General features: G+C 46.0%; 13 protein-coding genes. 2 read left to right on the top strand and 11 right to left on the bottom strand.

Going from position 1 to position 17409, the window contains the following annotated elements:
- Positions 1–43 precede the first annotated feature (43 nt).
- On the bottom strand, positions 44–1525 hold the full coding sequence (locus J5I83_RS13490) for a YdiU family protein (RefSeq protein ID WP_304057005.1): 1482 nt from the start codon (positions 1523–1525) through the stop codon (positions 44–46).
- A gap of 414 nt (positions 1526–1939) precedes the next feature.
- On the opposite strand from J5I83_RS13490, the gene dbpA reads away from it, so the two are divergent.
- Positions 1940–3361 carry an ATP-dependent RNA helicase DbpA gene (gene dbpA, locus J5I83_RS13495; protein ID WP_304057006.1) on the top strand — a complete coding sequence of 474 codons (1422 nt, stop codon included), beginning with the start codon at positions 1940–1942 and terminating at the stop codon, positions 3359–3361.
- A 41-nt stretch (positions 3362–3402) separates the two neighbouring features.
- On the opposite strand, the gene J5I83_RS13500 is transcribed toward dbpA, so the two are convergent.
- The 10 genes from J5I83_RS13500 to leuS all read right to left on the bottom strand — a co-directional run bounded on the left by J5I83_RS13500 (position 3403) and on the right by leuS (position 16178).
- Positions 3403–3891, bottom strand: a complete 489-nt coding sequence (locus tag J5I83_RS13500; RefSeq protein ID WP_304057009.1) for a ribonuclease HI — start codon at positions 3889–3891, stop codon at positions 3403–3405.
- A 637-nt stretch (positions 3892–4528) separates the two neighbouring features.
- Positions 4529–7681 carry an ATP-binding protein gene (locus J5I83_RS13505; RefSeq protein WP_304057012.1) on the bottom strand — a complete coding sequence of 1051 codons (3153 nt, stop codon included), beginning with the start codon at positions 7679–7681 and terminating at the stop codon, positions 4529–4531.
- A 1-nt stretch (position 7682) separates the two neighbouring features.
- Complete coding sequence (locus J5I83_RS13510; protein ID WP_304057013.1) at positions 7683–8744, bottom strand: hypothetical protein; 1062 nt, start codon at positions 8742–8744, stop codon at positions 7683–7685.
- Positions 8745–8753: 9 nt separating this feature from the next.
- Positions 8754–9980 (bottom strand): endonuclease domain-containing protein, encoded by a 1227-nt coding sequence (locus J5I83_RS13515; RefSeq protein WP_304057015.1) that lies wholly within the window; start codon positions 9978–9980, stop codon positions 8754–8756.
- A gap of 231 nt (positions 9981–10211) precedes the next feature.
- Complete coding sequence (locus J5I83_RS13520) at positions 10212–10475, bottom strand: transposase (protein WP_304057016.1); 264 nt, start codon at positions 10473–10475, stop codon at positions 10212–10214.
- A 38-nt stretch (positions 10476–10513) separates the two neighbouring features.
- A complete protein-coding gene (locus tag J5I83_RS13525) occupies positions 10514–11206 on the bottom strand; it encodes a response regulator transcription factor (RefSeq protein WP_304057019.1) in 693 nt (230 codons plus the stop codon).
- Between the two features lie 285 nt (positions 11207–11491).
- Positions 11492–11908 (bottom strand): OsmC family protein, encoded by a 417-nt coding sequence (locus J5I83_RS13530; RefSeq protein WP_304057021.1) that lies wholly within the window; start codon positions 11906–11908, stop codon positions 11492–11494.
- Entirely contained in the window at positions 11905–12948 is a 1044-nt protein-coding gene (gene holA, locus J5I83_RS13535; protein ID WP_304057024.1) for a DNA polymerase III subunit delta, read from the bottom strand. Before holA ends, J5I83_RS13530 begins: the two co-directional genes overlap by 4 nt.
- A 57-nt stretch (positions 12949–13005) precedes the next feature.
- Positions 13006–13500 carry an LPS assembly lipoprotein LptE gene (gene lptE, locus J5I83_RS13540; protein WP_304057027.1) on the bottom strand — a complete coding sequence of 165 codons (495 nt, stop codon included), beginning with the start codon at positions 13498–13500 and terminating at the stop codon, positions 13006–13008.
- Between the two features lie 77 nt (positions 13501–13577).
- The gene (gene leuS, locus J5I83_RS13545) at positions 13578–16178 is read right to left on the bottom strand and encodes a leucine--tRNA ligase (protein WP_304057029.1); all 2601 of its coding nucleotides are present in this window, start codon (positions 16176–16178) and stop codon (positions 13578–13580) included.
- Between the two features lie 116 nt (positions 16179–16294).
- On the opposite strand from leuS, the gene J5I83_RS13550 reads away from it, so the two are divergent.
- Positions 16295–17092 (top strand): M48 family metallopeptidase, encoded by a 798-nt coding sequence (locus tag J5I83_RS13550; protein ID WP_304057031.1) that lies wholly within the window; start codon positions 16295–16297, stop codon positions 17090–17092.
- Positions 17093–17409 lie beyond the last annotated feature (317 nt).

A 17409-nucleotide genomic window follows, 5' to 3' on the forward strand; every position in this document is an offset into this window, starting at 1 on the left:
TTTGAGGCGAGGCTGAGCACCACAACTTCAGGCAAAGCAAAGTTTACGTTCCACAGAATGTTTGATACACGCACTCAGAAGGTGCTGGTGGGGTGCGGTAATCGTGATATTCCGGTTCATCGGCGTAGGGATTTGTCACTGCCGCCAGTAGTCGTTGCAGCAGCGAGTAATTGCCCCGCTCGGAGGCTGCTGTTAACGCTTCTTCAACACGATGATTGCGTGGGTGGATCGCAGGGTTATGCGCCCGCATCAAATGGAATGATGACTGCCTGGACTCGCTTTGTCGCGATAATCTTGCTTGCCAGCGCGCATGCCATTCAACAAATTCAGCATTCTGAAACAGAGCATCGTGGGGCAAGCTTTCTGCCGCCAGTGCACGGAAGGTATTGGTGTAATCGGCCTGATGCTGTTGCATCCAGGTCAGCAAGATTTCAATGAGTGCAATATCTTCTGCTTCCGCAGTGAACAGCCCCAGTTTTTTCCGCATTCCCGCCAGCCAATACTCTTGGAAGATAGCGGGAAATTGGTGGATTGCAGCTTCTGCCAGCGCCACTGCTTCTTCCTGCACCGAATGTAATAGCGGCAATAATGTCTCGGCAAAACGTGCGAGGTTCCACTGCGCGATATGTGGCTGGTTACGATAACGGTAGCGACCGTGATGATCGATCGAGCTGAATACGGTATCCGGGTCGTATACGTCCATAAACGCGCAAGGACCATAGTCGATCGTCTCACCGCTGATGGCCATATTATCCGTATTCATGACGCCATGAATGAAACCAACCAACAGCCACTTTGCCACCAGCGATGCCTGGCGTTCTATCACGCTGTGCAAGAGCGCAAGATAAGGATTATCAGCCTCACCAAGCGCCGGGTAATGACGCTGAATAGCATAATCAGCCAGAATTTTGATGCTCTCTGCACCTCCTATCCTTACAACATATTCAAAGGTGCCCACGCGAATATGACTTGCCGCTACCCGGGTGAGAATCGCACCCGGCAGCACGGTCTCCCGCATCACTGATTCGCCGGTGGTGACTACGGCAAGACTGCGTGTTGTAGGGACGCCAAGTGCATGCATCGCCTCGCTGATAAGGTATTCCCGCAACATGGGCGCCAGCGCGGCGCGGCCATCGCCACGCCGTGAAAATGGAGTCTGGCCAGAACCTTTTAGCTGGATGTCGAATCTGCTACCTGCCGGAGTGAGGTGCTCGCCAAACAATATCGCCCGTCCATCGCCCAGCATAGTGAAATGACCGTATTGATGCCCGGCATAGGCTTGCGCGATGGGCTGGGCTGCAGCTGGCAATACATTACCTGCAAACAGCAAAGCAGTTTCTTCTGCGGACAGTGCGCGGATATCCAATCCCAGCGATTCTGCCAGGGTGTGATTCAACATTGCTAGCTGCGGCGCACGCACGGGTACAGGGTGAAGCCGTGCATAAAAAGATTCAGGCAAGCGGGCATAGCTGTTATCAAACCGCCAGCCAACGCTGTCATTCGTATATTTTCTATTGGGTTGCATGTGACCTTATCGTATTAGCCGGGTATTATCTGTCAAAACAGGGATTGTAAAGCATTAAACGAATGAGACAGGTAGTGCGGCCAGATGTTCCAAAGAGATGGCGCTTGGCGCTTGGTTGAGGTAACGTGCTTGCACCATCTTATCGCTTGTGCCAAGAAGCCTGGCTTTAACTTCACACTACTGTAGGGGAAACATAAAACTATAGTCATCGTACTTCAAAATTCGGCATTAATACCTTCTCCCGCTGGGAGAAGGTTGGATGAGGGATTATGAAAACCAAATTTTGAAGTACGATGAGTATATCTCTAGTTCAGAGATTTATAATTGTTGCTTGAAAGGATCATGCGTTTCTTTATGCTTCTGTTAAAAAATACAATTCTGTGCGTATTCCGCTGATATCTGGGATAATTGCGGATGAATAATACTTTACAGACAGTCTCTCCGTCCGCAGTAAATACTGCTGGACGCCTTTTTAATGAATTACCGCTGTCGCCGGGTTTACTGGCAACATTGCAGCAGCTTGAATATCTGACGATGACGCCGATTCAGGCGGCCAGTTTGCCGATTTCGCTTGCAGGTCATGACCTGATCGCGCAGGCAAAGACTGGCAGTGGCAAGACGGCAGCGTATGCATTGACGCTGCTTACCAAGCTAAACCCGCGCTGCTTTGCGGTACAAGCTATGGTGCTGTGTCCAACACGCGAGTTGGCAGATCAGGTTACGCAGGAGCTTCGCCGTCTGGCACGCTCCGCAGACAATATCAAGATTCTTACGCTGTGCGGTGGAAGCACCATGCGCCCCCAGATGGCTAGTCTGGAGCATGGTGCCCACATCGTCGTTGGTACTCCCGGCCGCGTCATGGATCATCTGGCGCGCGGCAGCTTAAATCTGGCAGAACTCAATACCCTGGTGCTCGATGAAGCTGATCGCATGCTGGACATGGGTTTTTACGATGACATGGCTTTTGTCGTCAAGCGCTGCCCGCCGAAGCGCCAAACGCTCCTGTTCTCGGCCACCTATCCCGCAGGTATCGCGGGATTAGCACGACAATTCTTGCGTAATCCACAGGAAGTGAAGCTGCTGGAGCAGCATGAGGAAAACAAGATACGCCAGCGTTTTTACGAGGTAAGCCATGAGGCGCGTTTGCAGGCCGTTGGTCAGCTACTCAGACACTATCGACCAATCAGTACGCTAGCGTTTTGCAACACCAAGCAGCAATGCCGAGATTTGCTGGAAGTGTTGCGGGCGCAAGACCTTCATGCGCTGACCTTGAATGGCGATTTGGAACAACGTGAACGTGATCAAGTGCTGATTCAGTTTGCCAATCGCAGTTGCTCAGTATTAGTGGCAACCGATGTGGCAGCACGTGGTCTGGATATCACACAACTTGAAGCGGTCATTAATGTCGATGTTACACCCGATCCGGAAATACATATCCATCGCATTGGCCGTACGGGCCGTGCTGACGAAAACGGCTGGGCACTGAGCCTGTGCAGCCCATCCGAAATGCCCCGGGTAGAAGCGATTGCAAGGATGATGGGCTTCGAGCCAGAATGGCATGACCTGGCTACGCTGCAAAGTGGTGACCATACCCCGCTGGCACCGCCGATGGTGACACTGCAAATACTTGGCGGACGTAAGGACAAGATCCGCCCCGGCGATGTGCTGGGTGCGCTCACTGGTGAAGCAGGTTATACGCGTGAGCAAGTTGGCAAAATCACCGTGACAGATCAATCAACCTATGTCGCTGTCGCCCGTAATATCGCTCGTGAAGCTGTGCGCAAATTGTCCGCAGGCAAGGTTAAAGGTAAGACGGTGAAAGTGCGAGCGTTGTAGGGGAGTAAATCAAGACTTGCACAGGCTTCTCATTCCATGCGCTAATAATTATCTCGCAACGCACGCCTTGACGCCCGGTCAACCAAAGTAAACAATTTGTCGATCTCATCTTTTTGGCTGAATGCCTGATGGCCTATTACCTTGACAAACTGGCAATTGAGCCTGGCATTCAAGCGGTAAAATTCCTGGTACAGCTCGTAATTATTCAGCCGTCTGTTATTACTCGAGAAATAATTATTTTGTTCAAGCTGAACGCGCCTTCCCGGCAGGCTCATAATATTTTGTGAATCGGTATAAACCGTCAAAGCCGTGTCCCGGCCAACAGTCAAGGGCATCGTTTCGTGCAACGCCCATAATAATGTTTGTAACTCCAGTCTAGTCGAACTAGTTTGTTCAAAAAGCTTCACTTTTACTGTATTTTTTAGCAATGCTGCAGGCGTAGCCAAGTCAGCTACTACCAAATACGCGCCATATCCTAGCTTTAATTGAGTATGAACGCTGCCGTCGGTAAAAATCTGCAAGTGATTCAAAATTTTATAATCTCGTTAAGACCAAAGAATGCTTCAGATTATAAGCAGGATGACTGATATTCAATAGTCTTTGTTAATTCTTGATGGGACTATGTCTGTATGCCAAGGCCAAGCAAATAGCCGCCTTATGGGTTACGTGCTCGATGATTGAGCGCAGGTGCAACATTCTCAGTCGCATTAGTAAACTTAGTGCCGGCAGATTGTGCACGTTGCATGCCTCGGCGTGAAGAACATCGGAAAGCCGTGTGTGTGTGTTAATAGTGCATGCACGGTTTGATGAGGTTAGCTATGGAATGGCTATTGAGGCACCGCCAAACGAAAGGGGTGGAAACAGATAAGCAACTCCTAATGGTGATCGAAAGCCAGTCCTTTTACTCTACCCATTGCTTGTTCAAACAGCTTCTCAGGCTCTTCCAGTTGTAGTGTGATAATTTTTATACCGAACTCACGTTATTTATACTTCTCATTCATCAAATTTCGATCATTCAATTTATATTTAATTCAGTAGAAGCATGTGGTTAAGGAATATATATGTCAAATTTCTGTGAACAAACGGTATAATTATTGCACAGTTAAAGCAGCGCATGATGACCATCTGCCCCTTTGGGTAGCAAAGTACCTTGTCTTATTCCAGAAATCAAGAACTTGGAAAGATATTTTGAAAAAATGCTGTAATTCGATTTTCTTTTTTCTTGCTCGCCAACTTCAGAATTTCATCTGCTGACACTTGTTTTGCTTGCACAAGCGAAGGATCTGCTTTAATACTATTCACTTCCCCATTATGGATGGCATAAAATTCCCCTGTTGACTGGTTAGCCAACTTATTGGTGACATCCGTTTTCGCCTCACTTAACATTGGTCGCAATTTATCAAGGGCAGTTTTTTCTTTAACACAACCAATAAACCAAGAAGAAACCTGATCACGGGATTTATAATCCAAATCACCCGGACTCTGTGTTGCAAGCATTAATCCGATACCAGCTGAGCGAGCACGCTTAAGCAAACTTTCCAGTGGTTCTTTCGTAGCTGGTTTGGATTGAGCGGGCAAATAGAGATCAGCTTCATCAAACAGAATGACGCCCTGTAATTTATCACTCGGCGATTTTGCAGCAAAACGTCCTATATCCAACAATAGTTGTGATACCCAAAATAAGGCATTTTCGTTATTACCTAAATACGCAGTACTGATAATACTTAAGCGGGTTTTATTTGTTTTTGTTTTGTTATCAGATGAACGGCCAAATAGACTTTCTGTACTCAATAGTTCTCCTGATTGAGTAAACAGATTGCCATGCCCTAATGCTAACGTTTGTAAATCTTGAACTAGTCTTTTGAATAATTTAGTTTCGAGTTTCCCAATCGCGTTGAGTAATCGCGGATCTTCTTTATCTATGAAATCTAACAAATTATTGAGTGTTAATGCTTGATCTTTGTTTAATTCACTGAGAATTGAAATTGCCTGTCCAAGAATGATAATACGTGATTTGTCTTGACCTTGATCCTTATAACCCATGATTCTTCCCAGCGAGAAGGCAGCATGATTAGCTAATTGCTCACGTTCTCCTGATGATAAATTTCCTAATCCATTGGGTATGACGGGAATACTCAGTGCACGACCTTGTCCTTCTATAGCCCCCGGTGTATAAACAGTAACTTCAACTTTGTCTTGTAAGTTCTTACGCATCTGTTCGCGTATCGAGTCTGATATGGGACTGCGCCATCCTTCATCTTTCGCATAACTACAAAGATCGCCTTTCCGATCAAGCAAAATTGCAGGAATACCTTGTAACAACAATTGTTCAATAATGTTTAAAGCCAATGTCGTTTTGCCACTACCGGGACTACCGAGAAAAGCAGCATGACGCACGAGTTGAGAAATTTCGATCTCATAAGGGTATGGTTGATAGCCTTGAAGCATACCTATTTTCATTCGAGAGAAATCAGAAGGCTCAGGTTCAACTATAGGTGGTTCCGGTTCTGGAATATATTCAAGATCTAAAATTTGTTGAAATGAAGGCAGACTGAGCAATGGGCGTTCGTCATGTAACCAATGCATAAATTCAGGTTGCTGTTCATACTGCTTCCGAAAAGATTCCAGCGCTACCATCGAGCGCCAATCGGAATCCGAGATCATCACTTTTTTCCCCCCTTTTGCTACAAATTCACCCAATCGTATGGCAATTTTGGTCTTAGGGTCGGAGGGAAATTCAACAGAGCGAATTGCAATTGCTGCGCGCTTATCAGCCATCGTTTGTAACTCATCAATCTGTCTTGCTAACGCTCCGCCTTGTGGTGCCTTTTGACATAAACCTACTGTCAAATGCTGATCAACATTTTCTCCTACATCCTGAATATCGATATCCAGAAAATCTTCCCGTTGTACGATATTAAATTTGTAAGAGTTATTTAATTCTGCAGTGCAATGTTCAATTGCACATCTGAGCAATTGCAACATCTCGTTCTCATTTTCGGGGACTGAATGTGGGCCAGTAATGTAATCATTCCATAATTGGCTCAACGGTAAAGTAGGTGGTGTTGGTTGCGGGTCTGGAATTGGTAATGGATTCGTATTGTCAGGCGGTTTCGGAGGTTGACCAGTTCGAATAGATTGTTCCCGCTGCTGACGACACCAATCGAGAATTTTACGTGTGCTCATTCCAGCTAGCAACGCTGGTGTTTCATTTTGAAAAGGAAAAATAGATTCCTCAAAATTGGAATCAATTCTTTTACTGTCGTACAGGTCTTGCAAACGTACACTAATCAGTTTTCGTATTTCTGCTTCATTGAGTTGTTCTTTTAGAAAAATCATATCAGGGTCATATTCAATCCGATGTCGTTGAGGTTCTGCCAAATTATTTCTAAGCAATTCATATATATTTCTTAGACACGCGATCACAACAATCACATTGGGTATCTCCGCCAATTTAGTCATCTCTGCCATTGCACGCCGAAATTTAATTTCAGCGTCATCTGCAGGATGAATATCTTCCAGTTGATCCAGGCAGATAACAAAAGCGCCTGAATTGATTGCCATCATTAAATGCGCCAAAGCCTGCAGCAAACGTTCGGGATCATCTTCCTGAATACGTGGCGTAATATTTCCCAACATTTTGCAATCATATTCCGTCATGTTCTCACAGCGAAGGTATTTGCGTACCCTTGCATGGGTAGCCGGTTCATCGTTCTGCAAATAGAGTAGTGCACGAATTAAATCAAGATCTACTTTCTGAAATCTTTCTCTTTCTTTATTCAGAATGTCATCAGCAATTTTATAAACCAAATCAGTAAGCTCATTTCGATTCAACTCACCATTGCGTAGCTGTTCAATGTCACTTTGTGAAACAATATTTCGTCTTTCGATTAATGCATTGGATAAGTGCATTAGCCCTGTCATACTTCCGCTAGATTCACAATAAGGCTTATCGAATGAATCTATAGTGTAACGAAGCGCATAGTTCGCATAATTGGAAACAGATGAAGTCATCTGCATATAGGCAAAATAACCCAATACTTTCTCTTGTGTATAGTTGCGAAATGCACGCATGAGATGTGTTTTACCAGCTCCAGCATCCCCCAGTAGCAACATAATTCGACCGGAGCCTAATTTTTCCGGAATATTTATACGATTTAACAATCGTTCAAAGCAGTCACGACTTTCTTGATGAATGCTTTCTATATCGTAGGGGTCAGGTTGCCAAATCTGATTGTGATGAATAATAGGGTGAAAAATTTCTTCCTTTACACGGGAGCAAAATATCTTAAAAAATTTATCTTGTGGAATCTCAGTCATTTTATGGCTCCAAACGTATGAAATGGAAGATGGAATTTAGATAGGATGTTTCTGATTTCGAAACGGCATCCTGGTCCATGGCATAAGCAAGGTCTGCACAGCTTAGTCTGATGAGTCCCTTATTATTGGCAAGGGTGAGATAGTACTTGAACTGATTTAAATCCAGCCCGAATTGCTTACCATCAAGTTCCATTTGTCGCCAGACATGTGAGATAAATATCTTGTTATCGCCAAACCTCCCTGTCTGACACCGTTTGGCGGATTGCATTACCTGAGCAGCAAAATCTTCCAGGTTTAGCGAATGGATTGAGGGTACTTGTAGCTCAAGCTTTGGGTTTTGCTCGGTAGCCGATGGCTTTACTATGGCTGCTTTCAGAATAGCCAAACGAAGTTCTTCTAGATCAGTGCGTCGTGCACTCACTGCTTTTGCTACCAGTTGTTTCAGGGCAGATTCCCAAGGCAATTCACGCTCTGCACCCAATAGATTGTTCAGCAGCAACGTCATAATTGAACCTTGTGTAAAAGGCTTGACATATCTGGCATTAGAAGTTGACATTTTTTTTTGCAAATTTGCAGTTACTGTAGTGTCGGTCAATTGTTGCCAAAGTAAGCTATCTCGTGCTTTGATCAAAGAAGGGTAAGCACCTATAGATAATTGGTAGGCATTTGCCAAAATGCTTGCTCGGAGGCCATCAGCGCTAGCAATACATTGACAATCTCGATCATTTACGGGTGCAGGCAGTCCCAGTACAGAAGCAATCAGATAGCAATTCTTTAATGCCGGCCAGCGCGTTGTTGGTGGTAGAGAATGTAGGCCTAATATCTGAAGTATTGGCTTTCGTCTCTCAGGTGTAATTTGAAATCGTGACTTACCGATTTCTTGTAAAGCACCACGCTCATTTAATTGCTTCAATTCTTGTAACCATTCATCACTTGAAGGCGAGTTAAAGAAAAAATGCTCCAAGGATTTTTTTAATTCACTAACTACTAACCCATCAGCTGGTGAAGCTAGGAATCGAATCAAAATAAGATCTTGAAGTGTTATATTTTTTACTTTAATCATTATTAATCTCTAATTTGATTTTCCACGTCGATACTGTAACGCTTGGCGAACAGAATCAAGAATTCCTTCAAGCATAGAAACAACATCTTCTGCCAAAAAGCGTAAAACAAGTATGCCATGCATTTGTAATATAAAATCCTTTCGACGGTCCCGGCGCCAGGATTCTGGTTCCTGAAAGTGATAATAACCATCTATTTCTAGAGCTATTTGATCAGAAATGGCGAATAGATCAATTTCCATCGGCTGATTGCCAAATGGAAATGGCATTCTGACATTCAACTGAAAAACGCCTCGTGTCGCCGGTACCAACTCTAGCACGTGGAATAGAAACAGCTCAGCTTGACTGCGGGCAAGAGAATAATCATCACCTTTTTCTTTAATCAGTTGAAACAATGACTTTGCTTCATCAATCATTTGTGCTGGTGCATCATATTGTCGTAAAACACGATCTACTTCTTCAGGCAAAGTGCAGTGTAAACTTTTATCTGGATGCACTTCGATCATTCCATGACGTAACATTGCTTTAATTCTTGATTCAGGGGCTTTTTTACAATAATTCTCAAAGTTTGTGGGCGTAATTGACAGTGCGATCAGAATACTAGGTAAGGATTCTGCAATTTGTACCAATGTTCGAATTAAAGGTGACAGCAATAATTCATCATCAGTAATTTCTATTAATAAGCCAGGTAAAATATCTGTAGGTAATAATTCTGTAAAGGCCATGATCCCTTGAGCCAAATTCTGATCATCTTCTAATTTCATAATTAGCGCTAAATCGGATACCAAGCTAGATGTTAACTTTCGAGATATGGAAATTTGTTTCAAAAACCAACTTAGAAGCAATGAACCTTGGCTGGAAATTTCCACAGATAACTGCTGTTGAAATATTTCTAATTCATAATTTGACTTACTCAACAATGTAAAATGAATTTGCTCTATTGAACACTTATTGACTACTGCTAGATAAGATAAAAGCTGATGGCGCAGTTTGGGGGTAGCAAGTAACTTATCTAGCCAGCTGATTGAAAGTGATTTAGGTATACTTGGAGACCAAATTGCAGTATCCCTGCCTTCACCCTGTATCCATTGACACCATAGCTTCTGAGTGTCATTGAAGGAACCGCTTAGAACAGTTAGCGTAGGGATGCTTTGGTTACGCCAATGTGATTGAATATCGAGATAGGATTGTAGAGAACTTTGTGATTTAGTCTGTTCGATATTAACACTGTGTTCCAACATTTGATCCTTCTCGCAATTAATATAGCAAAAGTGAATTGATTATTTATATACTTGCCGCACTTCAAATTTTGGCACTCAAACGCAATCGATAATCTGAAAATTATCGGTCAATAAGGAACGTAGCAATTCTTTATAGCGTTCAGAAGCAGTAAAAAAATTATTGCAGGCTTGCTTGAACAGGGCATGGGTTTCATAGTACTTACCATACAGAATTTCTTTTTTGAAGAATTACCAATAGCACTCGATCAGGTTCAGATTGAGTGCATATGGCGGCAGGAAGATCAATTCGATTTTTGAATACACCAAATATTCGGTAACGATCTGTGAACGATAATAGCTGGCATTATCGCAGATGACGTAAATATGGTTCGCGCCAGGATGTTGTTGCTCGATCTGTTGTAACAGCGCTACCGTGGATTGCACATTAATAGTGTCATCATAACGAACAATTGAACACAGTCCGGCGCAATTAATAGCGCCGTTAACTACCATGGTCGTTAACCCAGAACTCACAATTTCTAAACAGCTTCTTAAGCAGAAATAGTAGGATAATTGCTATCATCATCGAGGTACTCATGATGCGATGTGGCAGCGGTATCCTTAACCAGTAGTGCCAGCTTAATGCGATCTGAAATCGCTAGCTTGCGGAATATTTCAGTTAGATGGGCTTTGACGGTTCGTTCGGTAATATCCAGCCGTCTGGCAATTTGCTTGTTGCTTTCACCGCGCCCTACCAAAATGGCGATTTCATATTCGCGCCTGGTTAAATTTTCCAACAGAGAATTTACTGCGCGTTCAATATGTTTTTTTTCCTGCATGGTCTTGGATAGCTCATGCTGCATATGTTGGACCAGCTTGCGCCTGATCCATAATTCGCCTTGCCATACCGCTTTGACGGCACGTTTGATTTGTTCGAGTTCAATGGTGTTCAGGCAAAATCCTTTCACGCCTGCTTTGAATAGCAACCATTCATGCTCATCGGAAATACCGGAGGTCGATAATATGATGCGGGTTTTGGGGCTCAGCATCAGCAGATCTTCGATTGTCTGAGGGTTATCAATACCGAGCAGGTCATGATCAAGCAGAAGGATGGGAGGGGTTCTTCTAATCAGTTCTTCTCTGAGTCCATCCAGGCTGGTCAGGCAGATGACGGTAGAAATATCTGATAGTCCTTGCTTCCAATGAGTAAGTTTTTCTTCACATGAACTAGCAAGTAGAATCAAGATCATTTCTCCTGTTTAACTGAATGTGTCGCTTTATGACGACATATCATACTTGAAATTCTTTCTTTCAATGAAATTCTTTCCTTCAATGAAAATTTTTCTGCGCCTGAAGCAGAAATAGACTAACAAGAATCTTGCCACTTTAATCGCAGAAATAGCCGCTTGTTAACGGTCTATTTTTCCAGGACTTGAATGAATTTAGAAGGTGAGTGCAGGAAACGGGATGATGAACTCAGTCAATGACTGAGTTCGGTATGCGAGGGGTATGTGTTGTTTTAAAAGAGATTATGCTTCGACAATTTCATAATCGTGTGTAATATTGGCGGTACTCTTTAGCATGATAGAGGCAGAGCAATATTTTTCTGCGGAGAGATCGATCGCGCGTTCGACTTGCTGCAATTTCAGGTTTGTGCCGGTGACGATGAAGTGCAGATGGATATCCGTGAATACTTTCGGATCTTCAGTCGCGCGAGTGGCGTCGATTTCTACGACACAGTCGGTGATTTGCTGACGGCTTTTCTGCAGAATCAGAATGACATCAATGGCGGAGCAGCCGCCGAGCCCCAGCAGAATCAATTCCATCGGACGTGGTCCCAGATTCCTGCCACCGATATCGGGCGCACCATCCATCAATACGCGATGGCCGCTTTCTGTTTCACCCAGGGTGCTAATTCCATCCTGCCATTTTATACGTGCTTTCATATGCTTTTTCCTGTGTTTTTATTAGAGACTAAAGGCTGCTGCACCGTAAGAGCCAATCCAAGTTGCAATAATTCATTCCAGACATCACCCTGAGCAACGCCTTTGATGATTCTGTCTATGTTTGCTGCGTGTAACAGCGCTTGTAAAAGCAAGCGAGGGGGCAGGCGCTTAATGGCAATCATTATGGTTTTTTGCTGCTGACCCCAGACCCGGGCATCTTTTAATGCTTGTGCCAGTGGCTTACCTGTTGCCAGTGCTTGCTGAACCAGCAGTAGCGTGCGCATGGGCTCGGTCAGCGTGCTCAGAATCAACGGTGGGGGAGTGCCTTCCCCTTGCAATCCTGTCAGAATCCGGCTATAGCGTACTGTATCCGCTGTCAGCATGGCTTCAGCCAGGCTGAAAATATCATAGCGTGCGACATCGAGTACTGCATTTTTGACTTGCTTAAAAGAAAGCAGACCGGATGCATAGAGTAAGGCAAGCTTGCTGATTTCCTGCTGAGCTGCCAGCAGATTGCCTTCTATTTTATCAATGAGGAGTTGCAAGGCGTCTGGCGCAATGCGCTGCCCTTGCATAGCAAGCCGTTGCTGAATCCAGTCTGCCAACCGGGGGTAGGCTATCGGATCGACTGCGATCATTACGCTTGCATGCTCCAGTGCCTTGAACCATTTGCTTGCCTGTGTTTGCTTATCAGCTTTAGGCAGCGTGACAAGCGTGATGGTATCAGGTGGTAAGTGCTGACAAAGCGCTTCAATTGCAGCGGCACCTTCTTTTCCGGGCTTGCCTGTAGGGATGCGCATATCGAGCAGTCGCCGTTCGCCAAATAAGGACGATTGGCAGCGCCATCGTTCTAGATTAGACCAGTCAAAACGGTGATCTACCATAAAAATATCCCGTTCGCTGTAGCCGTGCGTTCGGGCATGCAGGCGAACCGCATCTGCTGCTTCTATTGCAAGCAGCAGTTCGTCACCGATGATGGTGTAAAGTGGCGCGAGCTGGCGTTGTAGTTGCGCGGAGAGTTGGTCAGGGCTAATCCACATAAGGGTGTTGCTAAATATCTATTGAACAGGCTGCTGCCGCGTGCGCGCTGACAGTAATCATTGCGGCTTGATTGCGGCGATGCGCCGGATGATCTGCTGCACAGCATCTGCTTGCATATCTTTGTACAGCATTTCTTCTTCTGCTGCTTTAGCCAGCACCTGCTCATCAAGGAAAGGGAGCACCCGGGTGACGTTAATTCCCTCAACAGGTGCGATTTCTGTGCCTTGCGAATCAAGCAAGCGCGCAGAAACGCGGTAACCTAACTGAAATTCCCTGACGCGTCCGCCAATTGAAAGAGACAGAATTTTCTTCTCATTTACGGCACTGAGTATTTGCAATATCGCTTGAGCCTTTTCTGGTTTCTTAGTCACTTTGGCATTGGTATTGACACGAATGGCACGTTCTACATCAATTCCGATCGGATGACCTGGTGGCGCAATGACATGAATAGAAGTAAATGGCAGGCTGGTGATTTGCCCGCGCAAATGAAAGCCGCAAGCGCTGACTGCGAGTATAAGGCTAATAGCAAGAAATGCACGGATGAGCTTCATGAGATGGTTATTTTTTCTGGTTTAAAACCAACGTTGGAGTGTTTCTATGCGTTATTGATTCAAAACGCACACATTTTTTAAACAACAACATTAATCAATTTTCCTGGCACGACAATCACTTTTTTTACAGGCTGTCCAGCGATTGTTTTCTGAATATGTTCATGCGCTAATGCAATGCGTTCGATTGCCGCCCGATCGGCATCTTTGGCTATGCGTATTTGTGCGCGTAATTTGCCATTGACTTGAACCACCAATTCGATTTCATCCTGCACCAACGCCTGAGGATCGGCTTGAGGCCATGCTTGCTCGAGCAGTTCCGTGCCCGGCCGGAGCTCCCGCCAGAGCGCATGGCAAATATGCGGAACAATCGGTGACAGCAACAGCACACTGTTTTCCAGCGCTTCCTGCATGAACTGGCGCGCGGTTACGCTGTTATCCTGCAGTTTAGTCAGTTCGTTCATTAATTCCATGACTGCAGCGATTGCCGTATTGAACGTGTGGCGGCGGGCCAGATCATCGGTGACTTTGGCGATCGTCTGATGCAGCTGGCAGCGTAACGCTTTGAGTTGCGGCGAGAGCATGCTGGCGTCAAGTTGGCCGGCAGATGTTTCTCCCTGTTGTACATGGTGATAAGTCAATCGCCACAGGCGCTTAAGAAAACGGAAAGCACCTTCCGCTCCCGTATCGGACCATTCCAATGTCTGGGTGGGAGGACTGGCAAACATCATGAATAGCCGTGCTGTGTCAGCGCCATATGATTCCACCAGTTCCTGGGGATCGACGCCATTATTCTTCGATTTCGACATGGTGCCGATGCCGCCCGATTCAACGGCTTGATTATCGGCGCGCAGCACGGCGCCGAATCGTTTACCTTGCTCATCATAATGAATGTCTACTTCCGATGGATTGAAATAGTTGATACGGCCTGTATCCGCTTTACGGAAGAAGATTTCATTCAGCACCATGCCCTGGGTCAACAGATTGGTGAACGGTTCGTCAAAAGTAACCAATCCCAGATCACGCATGACTTTACTCCAGAAGCGTGAATAAAGCAGATGCAGAATGGCGTGCTCAATTCCGCCGATATACTGGTCTACCGGTAACCAGTAGTTCACGCGGGAATCGGCCATGACAGAACCCTGGTCCGAGCAGGCATAACGGATGTAATACCAGGATGAGTCGACGAATGTGTCCATGGTATCCGTTTCGCGGCGCGCGAATTGACCGCAGCGCGGGCAGGCGCATTCATAAAAGGAGGGTGATTTTGCCAAGGGATTGCCTGAACCATCCGGCACCATGTTTTCCGGTAGTATCACGGGCAATTGATCATCCGGTACCGGCACGACGCCACAATGATCACAATGAATCAATGGAATTGGACAGCCCCAGTAGCGCTGGCGTGAGATGCCCCAGTCGCGCAGGCGGTAGCGCACTCGTTTTTCTCCTAGCCCCTTTTGTTGCAGTGCAGTGGCAATGGCTTCCACTGCAGCCTCAAATTCCAGTCCGGAAAATTCTGCTGAATTGAAAGTAATGCCATAGTCAACATAAGCCTGCGTAAGGGGAGTAGCCACTTCACCGTTTTTAGGCATAATCACGGCCTTGATGGGCAAAGCATATTGGCTGGCGAATTCAAAATCGCGCTCATCATGCGCCGGCACAGCCATGACCGCACCTTCGCCGTAACTCATGAGGACGTAATTGGCAATCCATACCGGCAGGTTTTCCCCGGTAAGCGGATGAATGACGAACAGGCCAGTATCCATGCCTTTCTTTTCCTGAGTGGCGATTTCTGCCTCCATGGTGGCGCCGTGCCTGCATTCTTCGATGAATGCAGCAAGCTTCGGATTATTTTTTGCTGCATGGAGTGCAAGCGGGTGTTCGGCGGCGACCGCGACGTAAGTTGCGCCCATCAATGTATCTGCACGCGTGGTATACACTCTCAGATCCTGGGGTGTTCCCGACTGCTTATCTGCTGGAAAAACGATGTCGACACCATAGCTTTTGCCAATCCAGTTAGCCTGCATGGTTTTGACCCGTTCAGGCCAGCCCGGCAGCTTGTCCAGATCGTCGAGCAGTTCATCGGCATATTGGGTAATGGCGAGATAGTAACCCGGGATTTCACGTTTTTCTACCAGCGCGCCGGTGCGCCAGCCGCACCCGTCTATCACTTGTTCATTGGCCAGCACGGTCTGATCGATGGGATCCCAGTTGACTACCTGGGTTTTTTTGTAGGCGATGCCTTTTTCCAGCATGCGCAGGAACAGCCACTGATTCCAGCGGTAGTAATGCGGATCACAGGTTGCGATTTCACGATTCCAGTCGATACTCAATCCCAGACTTTGCAGCTGCTTGCGCATATAGGCGATGTTGTCGTATGTCCATTTGGCTGGCGGGACACCATGCTGCATGGCTGCATTCTCGGCCGGCAATCCAAATGCATCCCAGCCCATCGGTTGTAATACGTTATAGCCTTGCATGCGGTGGTAGCGGGACAATACGTCGCCGATGGTGTAATTACGCACATGCCCCATGTGCAGCTTGCCGGATGGATAGGGAAACATCGACAGGCAGTAGTATTTAGGCATGCCAGGGTTTTCAGTCACATTGAATGCGGCTGTTTTTTTCCAGTGTTGTTGTGCGTCTTGTTCTATTTCCTGAGGGTGATATTTTTCTTGCATGTAACGAATTTCCTGGCAATAAAGAAAATCCGATTATACCGTGAACAAATACGCTTGATATGCCTCAACCGCTCATGATAGCCTCATTGCACGAATATTTATTGAGGGGTTTTGAAATGATGATTGATCAATGCCTAAAACTATTGTATGTCACGTTGTTCGTTTCTTTTCTGACTGCATGCGCAACTTCGCCGCTCGGCAGAACGCAACTGGCTTTTATGCCGGATGCTGAGTTGGATAGCATGGGGCTGCAGGCATTTGAAAATCTGAAAAGGGAAAAACCTATCAGCCGCAACATTGAGTACAACCAGTTTGTGAGCTGTATTGCCAGCGCTATTGCGCGCGAAGTTGGCGGGGAGTGGGAGGTTGTTGTTTTTGAAGATGCATCACTCAATGCATTTGCATTGCCAGGCAGAAAAATTGGGGTGCATACCGGTTTGATTGATCTGGTCGACAATCAAGATCAATTAGCCGCAGTCATCGGCCATGAAATAGGCCATGTATTAGCCAGACATAGTAACGAACGCATGTCGCAGCAATTAGGTGCGCAAGCTGGAATAGCTTTAATTCAGGCGGTGGCAGCACCGCAGACTGCCATGGGACAGACTGCTGTCAGCTTGCTGGGGATTGGCGCAGAGTATGGGATTATCATGCCTTTCAGCCGCTTGCATGAAAGTGAAGCCGATATGATCGGACTGGATCTGATGGCGAAAGCAGGCTTCAATCCGGCAGAAAGCATTCCGCTATGGCTAAAAATGGCGCAAGCAAGCCAAGGTAATCAGCCTGTCGAATTTCTTTCGACGCATCCCTCGCATGCTTCGCGTATCCAGGATCTGCAAGCACGCTTAGCGCAAGCGCAACAGCTCCAGCAGCAAGCCAAAGCCGCAGGCAAGAATCCGCGTTGTGTTAAGTGATGTTTGCCGCGAATACTGCTGTTGATCGTTGAAAGGTACTGTGCTGAACGTATCCATGTTTTGCCTTGCCGGCCAGATTCCTGCTAATTTTTTCGGATTTTTACCTGCAAAATAATATAGAAAAAAGGTATCATATTTGGTTATTGCCTGAGAGCTTGTGAACAAATCGGCTGCACGTCCTGATAGCTGCGCTGGGTGGTTCTACGCGTCTCGCCTATTTATTTGATATGTAGCTATGCCAAAACGCATCTCGACACTGCTTGGGTTAAACTCATTGTTTTAACTAAACTTGTCGGATCGGATTCATTTTCTCGTTA

The organism is Nitrosomonas communis, from assembly GCF_024102715.1.
Lineage (GTDB): Bacteria > Pseudomonadota > Gammaproteobacteria > Burkholderiales > Nitrosomonadaceae > Nitrosomonas > Nitrosomonas communis_B.